Here is a 12,169-nt window from a genome sequence, read left to right as displayed (position 1 = left end):
TTGTAATGAATAAACTAAAAAACTTTTTTGACGTGACCATGATCAAGTTCATTTTGGTCGGAATCGTGAACACTGCAGTCGGCATGGGAACCATGTTCATCTGCTATAACTTCTTCCATCTCAGTTACTGGATCTCTTCTGCCTCCAACTACGTGGTCGGAAGCATTGTCAGCTACTTTTTAAACAAGTACTTTACTTTCCAAAACAAGTCCAAGAGCATGAAGACCGTTGTCAAATTCATTATCAACATTACGGTCTGCTATCTTGTTGCGTACGGTGTTGCAAAACCATTGGCTATTTGGGCATTCAGTTCATTTGACAAGGGCATTCAGGACAATATCGCAATGCTTGCAGGATCGGTATTCTTCGTCGGCTTGAACTACATCGGACAACGTTTCTGGGCATTTAAAGAAGAATAATTCCCAAATTGCAATATTGGAACACATTCTCTCTTTGCGGTATAATATACACATAGAAAACGATTTTAAGGGGGACCATTTCGAATGGCGAAAATCAAGATTGTCACCGACTCCTCAGCTCAGTTGACACCAAAAGAAATTGAAGAATACGATATCCACGTTATTCCGTTGTCAGTCGAAATCAACGGGGAAAACCACGTTGACGGCGAAACGATCACAAGACAGGAACTCGTCGACGAACTGCGCAAGGGCAACATTCCAAAGACCAGTCAACCGCCAATGGGACGTTTTTTAGAAACATTTGAACAACTTGGAGCTGATGGCAGCGAGATTTTGGCAATCATGATGTCTGACGTTTTAAGCGGTACATACCAAACCGCATGTTCTGCCGCTGAAATGGTAAAATGCAGCGTTACCGTCATCAACAGCAAAGAAACTGATCGTGCGCTTTCTTTCCAGGTCTTAGCAGCCGCAAAAGATGCTACGGAAGGAAAAAGCGTCGAAGAAATCAAAGCACACTGTTTGGATATCCATAAGCGCACGACGACGGACGTTTTGATTGACAACATGGACTGTTTGGTTGCCGGCGGTCGCGTCAGCAAATTGGCAGGTGCTTTGACCAAATTGATCAACCTGAAAATCATCGTTCGTCTGCGCGAAAATAGTCTTGACGTTGTCTACAAGGGACGCAGTCGCAAAGCATTCTTGAAATATTGCCAAGAATTGAGCAAGTTCCATCAGGACAATCACATTCAGGAACTGTCTCTTTCAAACGTTGGAACCGATGAAGACTTCCTTGAACGGATCAAAGAAACCATGTTGCCGGAAGGAAGCAAGGATGCCGCATATATTGCACGTTTGACAAGTCCGATCATCATGACGCATACCGGTTTAAATGCCGTTGGCGTAATCACGTTGACAGAAAAAGAAGAACCTGAAGAAAACAGATAATGAAATGAGTCCTTACTGAACTTTATGACACAGTAAGGACTCATTTTATTATGTTCAATTTTTATAAACTTCATTGAGCCTTTCAATCAAATCACTGGAATGCTTAAAATCAAATTTCCTCGCAAAAAAGAAGTTGCCGCTTTTTATCTCATTCAAATCCTTTTCGTCCAGGACAGCGGGATAGCTTTCATATTGTTCAACCCATTTTATATAACGATAGTTTTCGTTCGTACATCTTTTCAAATAGTCCTCGTTATTGCATAATATCGTCTGAACCCAGAATTCATCCGAAAAACACCCTGTTTGAAGCATCTTGACAAAGTTGGGGTGCTTATCCATATATTCCACACAGTATTGTGCAACATCCCTCGGGAGATCCATCCAATTGGCACCGGTATAAATATCAAGATCTATTCCCAGCTTCTTGAACTTATTAACTCTGAGCAACAATTGGGCAAATATCAAAAAACGATGATAAAACTTTCCAAAAATGGTTCTTCGCTTAACGGCATCGTAGTTAAAATAGAACTTTTGCCACCAAATCAGCCGTTCATGTGACTTAATTCTGTCTTCAGCCTTGATATAACGCATATAGATTCTATCGTTATTTTCAAAAACTTCATATAACTCATCAATATTTTTTACTGGCCAGTCTTGACCTGAAATAACATGCACATACGATATATCCGGATTCTTCAAAGCAAGTTTCATCAAACGATATGCAGCCTCGCCTATGCTCCAACTGCCCCAGTTTACATCAACTTCAGAGATATGTTTAATGCCGTTATCATCCATAAACGACTTCTCTTTTTCACTAACAGGACATTTGGTATCAAAATGAATATAGACTTCAAACCTTCTGTTTAATTTAGATGCCAACTGCAACACTTGATCAACATTCTTGTGTGCCAAAATGAGCATTGCTTGCATACTCTATTCCTCTTCTCGATTAAATTAGTGTATCAATTGCCTGATTGCGTTCTTGATATAGTATCCGGAACGCATCTTTTCAGCAATTACTTGCGTATTACTCTTTATCTCATTATACTGTTCGCTGCTGAGTTCGTCTAAAATCGAATCAACGTCTTCCAACGACTCAACGGCTATCCCGACTTTGTTTTTCTCAACAAAATCAGCCAATGCGGCATCTTTCCAAATAATAACCGGTATTCCTGAACTCAAGTACAATGACACCTTATGCGGGTTGTTGTATCTCATGTATTCCCCAAATACTCCATCGCACTTGTCCACGCTTTTTCCATCCCACACCAATCCGAAACTGTGATTCAAGTGTGCCGGAACCTCTTCAGGAGTATATTGACCTTCATAATTAATGCATTCACCGTAATTATTTTGCGGATTAGGCCCCATTAAAAACAACTGATGCTTTATGTCAAGTCTGTTTAAAAAATCAGCTTTCTTTAGATTGCCGGCAAAGCACAAGGATCCATCATAAGGATACCCGCTTTGTATCTCTTGAGGGTTGTCATAATCGAAAATTTCCAAATTGGCAATAGGAACATTGACACCATTATCTTTAAGCCACCCATTCATTTTATCATTGTGACCGACCAATCCGTCAGAACCGTTCAAAATTCCAACTTCTTCCCTGATAAATTCCTTATTATCTCTAAACAACCTTAATGATTCCAAATCATGAATGACAAAATAAAGTTTGGCATTGGTATATTTTCTTGCATTGTCAATTATGGCTTTAGTAATAACCGTTGAATAGAGCGGGTATTGCAAAACCAAAGCATCCATATCTCGATGCTTCTTGAAAAAGCTCGGCACTGTTATCTTTAACGCAAAATACTTCTGAATCTTGGATTTTAAACTAGAATCGGTTTCAAATTTCAAATACTTGTTAACAAATCCAAGTTCTTCCAAGTACTTAACTACATCTACCTTGGCCTTGGGTGCAGCCGTATTCTTTTCGGTATCTTCTAAAGATATAATATAGTTCTTCATTCAATATTCCTGCCTATTCATCAACTTATTTAACTCATCAGTAGCGTTTGTCAAAAAATATCCCTTTCTCATCAGCTTGGCTATGTTTTGTACATTTGAACACATTTTTTGATAATCATCGACTTTCACTTCAGATAAAGCTCTGTCAATATCCTTCAAACTATCTACGGTTATCCCCAGTTTTTCATCTCTTACAATGTCTGCCAATGCCGCCTCTGACCAAATAATGATCGGAAGTCCGCTACTCAGATACAAAGATACTTTATGTGGATCATTAATTCTCAAATAACTTCCATAATTACCTGTACATTTATCCATGGAGTTTCCGTCCCAGACCAATCCAAAACTTTGGACTAGTGCACCAGGAAGTTCTTCAGCGGCTAGGACTCCTTGGTATGATACGTTGTTTGGATACTTATCTGCGGCATTGGGTCCGTAAACATCAATCGGAGTTTCCAAATCCCATTTTTTCAAAAACGTTGATTTGCCCAAATTTCCCGCAAATACGATGCTTTTCTTGTACTCTCTCGAATCAGTCAATGGCTTAGGGTTATTATAATCCCATATTTTCATGTCAGTTATTGGTGCCTTGATTCCTTTTTCAATCAACCAGTCTGTCATCTTATGATTGAGCGAAACTATCCCATCCGCTTCTTTTAAAAACAACAGCTCCGTTTGCTCACTCTCAGGATGGTCATTGCCATCATTCCATATCCTCAAAGTTTCTATATCATGTATGATATACGCCAGCTCAGCGCCAGAAAAATGCTTGATAAAAAATATTATCATCTTCATTTGAAAAGGTATGCCTGTCGGAAATTGAACATAAATTACGCCGCGGCGTATTTTTAAGCACACAAATGGCAAAACAAAGATTACATATAACATTTTAAGATACTTATTATGCGGAGTATCTATGATTTTGTATCCTTGATTTCTCAAAAAGAATTCAACATCATCTTTTGCCTTTGTTCCACCAGTATTTTTAGCACTGTCATGCCAGCTTATAAGATATTTATTATTCATTTTCATCTCACTAATTTCTGCAGTATTAATCTCAAAAACAATTTTACCATAATATTATCTACTATGATAATATTCGCATTTCCAAAATAAAAAGGCGGGCATATTCAATTAATGCCCAACCTTTAATATCAACCAAATTATGTAATGTTCCCCGCTATTTTCTAGCCTTTTTTATGTTTTTCAGTATCCTCAAATATAGAATAATGATAGTCTGGATCCTTTATGATAACCCTTGGCTTTTGCAATACCACCGTCGCATTGTCGGGAACATCCTCAAAAACCACACAATTAGCACCAATTCTAACGTTATTTCCTATTTTGATACCACCAAAAATTTTAGCGCCGGGTCCTATATAAACATCGTCACCTATCGTTGGGACACCGCCTTTTGATCGTCCGATGGTAACCTGATGCGAAAATTCCACGTTTTTGCCGATTTTTGCTTCACCAGCAATTACGATACCTTTTATACCGTGCCCTAAGATAAGGATGACCTTTAAAATTGTTCTCTTTAGCCGATAATATATTAATATCAGCTCCATTTTTGGCATCCATCCTGCGCAAATAAAAAAGATAATACATCTTTAATATTTTGGGTGTCTTCTTTTCAAATATCTTATCTCTTCGATTCCAGTACTTATCATAATTAAAGCCTTTGATAGCTGGCAATAAATAATCCCTGATACTCATTTTACGCCTCTCTTGATATGGCTAAATAATCCTCCGCTTAATTATCCATACAACTAGCTTAATTTTAACACAAACAATATCATAGTATAGAAACGATTTTTTTGTCAATTTCAACCGAACAATCCGCAACCCTGTAAAATTTAAATCCTCGCCCAATAAGGCGAGGACCCAAATTCCCTCAGTTCAAAGTCTTCTCCTTCTAACCACTATCGCAACTCCCATAATCACGCAAATCACAACAATAACCCCGATTATTTCAAATCCCAAATAATCATCAGTCAACGTCTTGATCAGCGGTACTTTTTTGCCGTTGAAGATATTCATCACGTTGATTTTAGCATCCAGGTCACGCAGAACACTCCCTCTTCAAAAATTTGCTATAGTTTTGTTTTAAGCAATCCAATCAATCTGCGGGTCTCTAAATAAATATAAAAAAATTTTTATTTTGATAACAATAAAAGATCCAGAACCGCACACCGATTCCGGATCTTTTGAAAATTATTCTAAAACTTGAACGTGTCCTTGAATCCGAGCCACTTCTGATCTTTGTCGGACAGAGTGATCTTCGTGCCGTCTTCAAGCGTGTAGCCTTCAGCGGACGGAGTACCTTTGTACTCACCGACAAGTTCCGGCCACTCTATCCCGATTTCGGGATCGTTCCAGGCCATGCCGCCTTCATCGTTTGGATGCCAGAAGTCATTGACCTTGTAACAGAATTCCGCTTCATCGCTCAAAACGAGGAAACCATGCGCAAAGCCTTCGGGGATCAAGAACTGCTTCTTGTTTTCGGCTGAAAGCGTCACGCCGTACCACTTGCCGTACGTCTTCGAATCCTGACGAAGATCGACGACCGCATCAAACACAGTTCCGCGAACGGCTCGCACGAGCTTGCATTGCGGGAAGTGCTTTTGGAAATGCAGTCCTCTCAGCACGCCTTTGGTCGACATCGACTGGTTATCTTGCACGAACTTCACGTCGATGCCTGCTTCCTTCATGTCGTTTTCATTGTACGTTTCCATAAAGTATCCGCGATCGTCACCGTGGACTGCCGGCGTGATGACGCAAAGGCCTTCGATTCCGCCGACGTTTTTTTCAACATTGATTTGTCCCATTTTGAATTACCTCTTTAGTATTCGATTTCCTTTAAATACCGCGACAGCGCGTCCTGCCAAGTCGGCAGCAGTTCAAAGCCGTTTTCTTTGAGCTTGCTCTTGTCCAAGCGGCTGTTGAACGGACGCGCGGCTTTCGAAAGGCCGTACTCTTCGGTTGTCACGGGGATGACCTTCGTCTTATAGCCGGCCTGCTTGAAGATTTCGCACGCAAAATCATACCATGAAATATAGCCGCCCTCGTTCGTTGCGTGATAATAGCCGTACTTGTCCGTTTCGATCATGTCGACCAAAAGGCGCGCAAGATCATATGTGTAGGTCGGAGTTCCGATCTGATCGGACACGACCTTCAGCGTATCGTGCGTCTTGCCAACGTTCAGCATCGTCTTGATGAAGTTCTTGCCGTTGACGCCGAAGACCCAGGCAATGCGCACGATGAAGTACTTGTCCAGATTTTGGCTTACCGCAAGCTCACCTTCGAGCTTGGTCTGACCATAGACGTTCAGCGGCTTGTAGTCCTTGCAGTCCGGTTCCCATGGCTTCGTGCCCTGTCCGTCGAAGACGTAGTCCGTTGAGATGTAGACCATCTTGCAGTCAAGCTTCTTGCAGACCAGAGCGATATTTTCGGTTCCCTTTGCGTTGACCTGACGCACGAGCTCGACCTTGTCGTCGTCTTCTGCCATGTCGACGGCCGTCCATGCGGCACAGTGGACCACGACGTCAGGATTCAGATCCGTGATCGTCTTTTCGACGGTCTCCTTGTCCGTAATGTCCATCGAAACATAGGGAGCGCTCGTGACGAACGTTCCGTCGGAAGCTCCGACATATTCAGGCGCAATATCTGAACCGATGCCCTCGTATCCGCGTTTATTGAGTTCGTTCATTACATCGTGTCCGAGCTGTCCGGACACGCCCGTTACAAAAATTTTCATGCCTTTCCCTCACAAACAAATCAGCGATTTTCGTACATTTTCTTATAATAGTTCTGATATTCGCCGGAAACGATGTCTTCCCACCAGTCTTTGTTGTCAAGGTACCATTGGATCGTCTTCTTGATGCCGTCCGCAAACATCGTTTCAGGTTCCCATCCGAGCTCGTCATGAATCTTCGTCGGGTCGATCGCATAGCGGCGGTCGTGCCCCTTGCGATCGGCAACATGCGTGATCAGGCTTTCAGGCTTGCCGAGCTGTTCGCAGATAATCTTGACGATGTCGATGTTTCTCATTTCGTTATGGCCGCCGACGTTGTACACTTCTCCGACGCGTCCTTTGTGGATGATCAGATCGATTGCGCGACAGTGATCTTCAACGTAAAGCCAGTCGCGAACGTTGAGGCCTTCACCGTAAACCGGAAGCGGCTTGTCGTTCAAGGCGTTGATGATCATCAACGGAATCAGTTTTTCAGGAAAATGATACGGACCGTAGTTGTTTGAGCAGCGCGAAATCGTCACGGGCAGGCCATATGTACGATGGTATGCCAAAACCAACAAATCGGCCGATGCTTTGGAGCTGCTGTAAGGAGAGCTCGTATGAATCGGAGTTTCTTCCGTAAAGAACAGGTCGGGACGATCAAGCGGCAAGTCACCGTAGACTTCGTCCGTGCTTACCTGATGGTAGCGCTTGATGCCGTATTTGCGGCAGGCATCCATCAAAACCGACGTCCCCATGATGTTCGTTTCAAGAAAAAGCTGCGGATTTTCGATTGAACGATCGACGTGCGATTCGGCCGCAAAGTTGACAACCATGTCGGGATGTTCTTCTTCAAACAATTTGTAAATTGCTTCACGATCGCAGATGTCAATCTTGCAGAAACGGAAGTTGGGATTGTCCATCACCGACTTGAGCGTCGACAGGTTGCCCGCATACGTGAGCTTGTCAACGCAGATGATGCGATAATCCGGATGTGCCTTAAGCATATGGAACACGAAGTTGCTGCCAATGAACCCCGCGCCTCCTGTAACAATAATGTTCATTTCAATAAAACCTCTCTGTAATTTTCTAATCTTCAGCTGCCAGACGCAACAAATACTGACCGTAGTCGTTCTTCTTCAGCGGCTGCGCCAGCTCAATGAGCTTTTCCCTTGAAATCCAGTGCATCCGGTACGCAATTTCCTCAAGGCAGGCCACCTTCAGGTTCTGACGCTTTTGAATGGTCGAGATGAAGCTTGCCGCTTCAAGCATCGAATCATGAGTCCCGGTATCGAGCCATGCGTACCCGCGGCCCATAAGCTTGACGTCAAGCTTGCCGCGTCTTAAGTACTCCTTGTTGACATCCGTGATTTCAAGTTCGCCGCGATCGGACGGCTTTAGATTTTCCGCGATTTCGACAACGTCATTGTCATAGAAGTAAAGGCCGGTGACGGCATAGTTGCTCTTCGGATGTTCCGGCTTTTCTTCAATCGACAAGGCATGCATGTTTTCATCGAATTCGACCACGCCGAATCTTTCCGGATCGTTGACGTGATACCCGAAGACGGTTGCGCCGTCCTCTTTTTTGGCTGCTTCCTGGAGCTGCTTTGAAAGGCCGCTTCCGTAGTAGATGTTGTCGCCCAAAATCAGGCAGACGGAATCAGACCCGATAAACTCTTTCCCTAAAATAAACGCTTCAGCCAAACCGTTCGGATGCTCTTGAACCTTATAGGAAAGATTGATTCCAAAATCGGAACCGTCTCCCAAAAGGCTCTCAAACAACGGAGTATACTCCGGCGTCGAAATCACCAAAATATCTCTGATTCCGGCCAGCATTAGCGTTGACAGCGGATAATAAATCATCGGCTTGTCGTAAACCGGAATCAGCTGCTTTGAAATTCCTTTGGTGATCGGATACAGGCGCGTACCTGATCCGCCCGCAAGAATTATTCCCTTCATAACTACATTCCTCTTCTTTCATTAATCAGATAATTTCATTATCTCACAACCAGCATACCGATAACAACCATATGCTAACAATGATTATAATACATTTTTGCTTGAATGACATTTTAAGTTAATGATTGAACCCGAATAGACCGATTCGCATTTTCTGATTGCACAACCCAGCCAAAATAATCCACGCATATTTCGTGCAAATGCATAGCATCCGCAAGAAACACAAAAAAGGACCAATGAGCTGATTGATTCAAGATACCCGCTTGACGAAACGCACCTCTTCTATCTGTCGATTCAGCTCAAATCAATCATGCGGCAAATGCTTCCGCCGGTCGAAATCATCACGGTTTCAGACATCGTTTCCGAACTGTCCGACATGTCATTGTTTTTGAACAGAAAGTTTTCGCCAGATCTCATCACGATTACGCCCTACCTGTTAAATGCACAGTCTCCGGCAACGCTGCTGCATAAAGAAAACTGCATCATCATCACCAACAAAAAGTTCAAAAATATCCTCTGCTCGTTCGGCTTTGCCGAAAAAAACAAGATCGTCTCGATCACGATCGGAATCAATGACAACGACGTCAGAATGATCGGCGAATCCATCATGGAAGCTGAGCAAAAAAAGGTTGACGAACTTAAAAAAATCCTTCGTGCGTCTTGCATGAAGGATTTTTGTTATTATAGATAACACTGATGAGATATATTGAACGGAATATACCCTTTGTGGTAGTATATTCTCATACAGAAAAGTTACATAGGTTATTGTAAGTTATTTTAAATAACAAAAGAGGCTAATCATAATGAAGAAATTATCACAATCATTGTTAGCAGACATCGTTTCAACGAAACGCAAAGCCAAAAACATGACGCAGCAAGAATTATCAGACAAAGTCGGCATTAATCGTGCCTTGCTCTCACGTCTCGAACAGCAAGACTTCATGCCGTCCATTCCGCAACTCGAAAACCTCGCAGAAGTCCTCGATTTCGAGCCAAGCGACCTCTTCATCAACAGCGAAATCAAAAAAATGAAGTCACCGTCGCCGCTCAACATTGCCGTTGCGGGAACGGGCTACGTCGGCCTTTCCATCGCCACGCTGCTTGCACAGCACAACCATGTCACAGCCGTTGACATCATCCCTGAAAAAGTCGATCTGATCAACAATCGCAAGTCACCTATCCAAGACGACTACATCGAAAAATACCTGGCTGAAAAAGATCTCGATCTGACCGCCACGCTTGATGGTGCTTCTGCTTATAAGGATGCCGATTTCGTCGTCATCGCCGCTCCGACGAACTATGACAGCAAGCGCAACTACTTCGACACGTCCGCCGTCGAAAGCGTCATCGAACTCGTCATGTCGGTCAATCCGAATGCCATCATGGTCATCAAATCAACGATTCCTGTCGGCTACACCGATTCAGTCCGCAAGAAGTACGGCACTTCAAACATCATCTTCAGTCCCGAATTCTTACGCGAATCAAAGGCTCTTTACGACAACCTCTACCCGAGCCGCATCATCGTCTCAACCGACAAAAACGATGCTCGCTTAGTTGAAGCATCCCACACCTTCGCCTCACTTCTCCAGGAAGGCGCACTGAAGGAAGACATCGAAACCCTCTTCATGGGCTTCACCGAAGCCGAAGCAGTCAAGCTCTTCGCCAACACCTACCTGGCACTGCGCGTTTCATACTTCAACGAGCTCGACACATATGCCGAAATGAAGAACCTCAGCACAAAAGACATCATCAACGGCGTCTGCCTTGATCCGCGCATCGGCTCGCACTACAACAACCCTTCCTTCGGTTACGGCGGCTACTGCCTGCCAAAGGATACGAAGCAGCTGTTGGCAAACTACGCTGACGTTCCAGAAAACCTCATCGAAGCCATCGTCGAATCCAACCGCACAAGAAAGGACTTCATTGCGGATCAGGTCCTCAACATGGCCGGCTACTACAGCTATGACGAAGAAAACACCTATGATTCTTCGCTCGAAAAAGACGTCACCATCGGCGTCTACCGTCTGACCATGAAGTCAAATTCCGACAACTTCCGACAAAGTTCCATCCAAGGCGTCATGAAACGCATCAAGGCAAAGGGTGCCAAAGTCATCATCTATGAACCAACTCTCAAGGACGGCGAAACGTTCTTCGGCAGCAAAGTTGTCAACGACCTCTCCAGGTTCAAGGCCCAAAGTCAGGCAATCATCGCCAACCGCTACAACAGCTGCCTCGACGACGTCAGGGACAAGGTCTATACAAGGGATCTGTTCTACAGGGATTAACGTATAATATCTTCAATCGATATGAAACAATACATGCAATATCTTTGTGTGTATTGTTTTTTATTATGAACATTTTAAAAAAATAATTCTGCCGTTTTAGTGGTAATTAAAACAAAAAAATACTAATATGAAATCATCAGGAAAGAAGGGACAATAAATGAAAAAAATCACAATAGATTTCTTTAACGAAAAAAACCTAACTATAGAATCTTCTGATATTAATGACTTCTTAGAAAAAATAGAAGAATACGTTCCTTACGATCAAAAATGGAAAGATTTGGTATCTATAGGCGACACCTTCGTTGACTTACTGATAAAAGCAAAGGAGAAAGGATGGATAAAGGAATTTGATGTCGATGACGAATTGACTGAGCCACCACATCCGACAAATAAAGCGAAACCAAAGCTCCAAGACAAACTTGATATAGGACACTAAAAATAAAAGACATTAATCGAAAATCCCAGTAGCAATGTTATAATGTCCTTTAAGTATACAGGTAAAAAAGAAAATTACTGTATGCTTGGAGGGCACTTTCATATGGGAAGAAAATCGAAATATTCTGCTGCTTTTAAGCTGATAATCATTCGTGAAGCAGAAACATCAGGAATTATCAGAACATCAAAGAAGTATTCCTTAGCAGACCATACCATCAGAACCTGGAAACTCATCTATAAGTACCAGGGTATTCAGGGCCTGGAACCCATGCGTTCAAATAACACATATTCCAGTGAATACAAGGCATCACTGGTTGAAGAATATCAGAAGTCAGATGAGAATACCGAAAAGTTTGCCATTCAGCACATGCTCAGGAGCTTGTATCCAACTAAGACAATGTATTATTTTATGGTAT

At 42.8% G+C, this 12,169-nt stretch carries 14 protein-coding genes and 1 pseudogene; 6 read left to right on the top strand and 9 right to left on the bottom strand.

The annotated features are described in order from the left end of the window. Positions 1–5: 5 nt before the first annotated feature. Both LRC_RS00625 and LRC_RS00620 read left to right on the top strand, forming a co-directional pair. Positions 6–419: a GtrA family protein gene (locus tag LRC_RS00625; protein ID WP_014072733.1), complete on the top strand. Its 414-nt coding sequence runs from the start codon at positions 6–8 to the stop codon at positions 417–419. An 84-nt stretch (positions 420–503) separates the two neighbouring features. Beyond that, positions 504–1,370: a DegV family protein gene (locus LRC_RS00620; protein WP_014072732.1), complete on the top strand. Its 867-nt coding sequence runs from the start codon at positions 504–506 to the stop codon at positions 1,368–1,370. Positions 1,371–1,424: 54 nt separating this feature from the next. Here LRC_RS00620 and LRC_RS00615 read toward each other — a convergent pair whose 3' ends face one another. The 9 genes from LRC_RS00615 to rfbA all read right to left on the bottom strand — a co-directional run bounded on the left by LRC_RS00615 (position 1,425) and on the right by rfbA (position 9,033). Then, positions 1,425–2,300, bottom strand: a complete 876-nt coding sequence (locus LRC_RS00615) for a beta-1,6-N-acetylglucosaminyltransferase (RefSeq protein WP_014072731.1) — start codon at positions 2,298–2,300, stop codon at positions 1,425–1,427. Positions 2,301–2,324: 24 nt separating this feature from the next. Beyond that, on the bottom strand, positions 2,325–3,341 hold the full coding sequence (locus tag LRC_RS00610) for a glycosyltransferase (protein WP_014072730.1): 1,017 nt from the start codon (positions 3,339–3,341) through the stop codon (positions 2,325–2,327). Further along, positions 3,342–4,367: a glycosyltransferase gene (locus LRC_RS00605; protein ID WP_041820233.1), complete on the bottom strand. Its 1,026-nt coding sequence runs from the start codon at positions 4,365–4,367 to the stop codon at positions 3,342–3,344. Positions 4,368–4,528: 161 nt separating this feature from the next. After that, entirely contained in the window at positions 4,529–4,909 is a 381-nt protein-coding gene (locus LRC_RS00600) for a serine O-acetyltransferase (protein ID WP_049780059.1), read from the bottom strand. A gap of 331 nt (positions 4,910–5,240) precedes the next feature. Beyond that, a complete protein-coding gene (locus tag LRC_RS11465; RefSeq protein WP_167317006.1) occupies positions 5,241–5,384 on the bottom strand; it encodes a hypothetical protein in 144 nt (47 codons plus the stop codon). A 176-nt stretch (positions 5,385–5,560) separates the two neighbouring features. Then, complete coding sequence (gene rfbC / locus LRC_RS00595) at positions 5,561–6,169, bottom strand: dTDP-4-dehydrorhamnose 3,5-epimerase (protein WP_003697765.1); 609 nt, start codon at positions 6,167–6,169, stop codon at positions 5,561–5,563. Positions 6,170–6,183: 14 nt separating this feature from the next. Continuing rightward, entirely contained in the window at positions 6,184–7,098 is a 915-nt protein-coding gene (rfbD, locus tag LRC_RS00590; protein ID WP_014072728.1) for a dTDP-4-dehydrorhamnose reductase, read from the bottom strand. A 20-nt stretch (positions 7,099–7,118) separates the two neighbouring features. Further along, the gene (gene rfbB, locus LRC_RS00585) at positions 7,119–8,138 is read right to left on the bottom strand and encodes a dTDP-glucose 4,6-dehydratase (RefSeq protein WP_014072727.1); all 1,020 of its coding nucleotides are present in this window, start codon (positions 8,136–8,138) and stop codon (positions 7,119–7,121) included. A 25-nt stretch (positions 8,139–8,163) separates the two neighbouring features. Beyond that, positions 8,164–9,033, bottom strand: a complete 870-nt coding sequence (rfbA, locus tag LRC_RS00580) for a glucose-1-phosphate thymidylyltransferase RfbA (protein WP_014072726.1) — start codon at positions 9,031–9,033, stop codon at positions 8,164–8,166. Between the two features lie 310 nt (positions 9,034–9,343). Between rfbA and LRC_RS00575 the strand changes: the two genes are divergently transcribed. From LRC_RS00575 to LRC_RS00560, 4 genes and pseudogenes are all read left to right on the top strand, one after another. Then, the gene (locus LRC_RS00575) at positions 9,344–9,724 is read left to right on the top strand and encodes a hypothetical protein (protein ID WP_241531293.1); all 381 of its coding nucleotides are present in this window, start codon (positions 9,344–9,346) and stop codon (positions 9,722–9,724) included. Positions 9,725–9,836: 112 nt separating this feature from the next. Then, complete coding sequence (locus LRC_RS00570; RefSeq protein ID WP_014072725.1) at positions 9,837–11,318, top strand: nucleotide sugar dehydrogenase; 1,482 nt, start codon at positions 9,837–9,839, stop codon at positions 11,316–11,318. A gap of 157 nt (positions 11,319–11,475) precedes the next feature. After that, positions 11,476–11,754, top strand: a complete 279-nt coding sequence (locus LRC_RS00565) for a hypothetical protein (protein WP_041819742.1) — start codon at positions 11,476–11,478, stop codon at positions 11,752–11,754. A gap of 102 nt (positions 11,755–11,856) precedes the next feature. Next, positions 11,857–12,129, top strand: a pseudogene (locus LRC_RS00560) (transposase); the annotation flags it as partial. Positions 12,130–12,169 lie beyond the last annotated feature (40 nt).

The sequence above is a fragment of the Ligilactobacillus ruminis ATCC 27782 genome (assembly GCF_000224985.1).
Lineage (GTDB): Bacteria > Bacillota > Bacilli > Lactobacillales > Lactobacillaceae > Ligilactobacillus > Ligilactobacillus ruminis.
Note: the sequence above shows the minus strand (reverse complement) of the source record. Positions and strands in the feature narration are given on the sequence as shown.

Bases quoted from the DNA above. Each gene is read 5' to 3' on its own strand.
- LRC_RS00625 (WP_014072733.1), top strand. From the start codon at position 6: ATGAATAAACTAAAAAACTTTTTTGACGTGACCATGATCAAGTTCATT.
- LRC_RS00620 (WP_014072732.1), top strand. From the start codon at position 504: ATGGCGAAAATCAAGATTGTCACCGACTCCTCAGCTCAGTTGACACCA.
- LRC_RS00615 (WP_014072731.1), bottom strand. From the start codon at position 2,300: ATGCAAGCAATGCTCATTTTGGCACACAAGAATGTTGATCAAGTGTTG.
- LRC_RS00610 (WP_014072730.1), bottom strand. From the start codon at position 3,341: ATGAAGAACTATATTATATCTTTAGAAGATACCGAAAAGAATACGGCT.
- LRC_RS00605 (WP_041820233.1), bottom strand. From the start codon at position 4,367: ATGAATAATAAATATCTTATAAGCTGGCATGACAGTGCTAAAAATACT.
- LRC_RS00600 (WP_049780059.1), bottom strand. From the start codon at position 4,909: ATGGAGCTGATATTAATATATTATCGGCTAAAGAGAACAATTTTAAAG.
- rfbC (WP_003697765.1), bottom strand. From the start codon at position 6,169: ATGGGACAAATCAATGTTGAAAAAAACGTCGGCGGAATCGAAGGCCTT.
- rfbD (WP_014072728.1), bottom strand. From the start codon at position 7,098: ATGAAAATTTTTGTAACGGGCGTGTCCGGACAGCTCGGACACGATGTA.
- rfbB (WP_014072727.1), bottom strand. From the start codon at position 8,138: ATGAACATTATTGTTACAGGAGGCGCGGGGTTCATTGGCAGCAACTTC.
- rfbA (WP_014072726.1), bottom strand. From the start codon at position 9,033: ATGAAGGGAATAATTCTTGCGGGCGGATCAGGTACGCGCCTGTATCCG.
- LRC_RS00575 (WP_241531293.1), top strand. From the start codon at position 9,344: ATGCGGCAAATGCTTCCGCCGGTCGAAATCATCACGGTTTCAGACATC.
- LRC_RS00570 (WP_014072725.1), top strand. From the start codon at position 9,837: ATGAAGAAATTATCACAATCATTGTTAGCAGACATCGTTTCAACGAAA.
- LRC_RS00565 (WP_041819742.1), top strand. From the start codon at position 11,476: ATGAAAAAAATCACAATAGATTTCTTTAACGAAAAAAACCTAACTATA.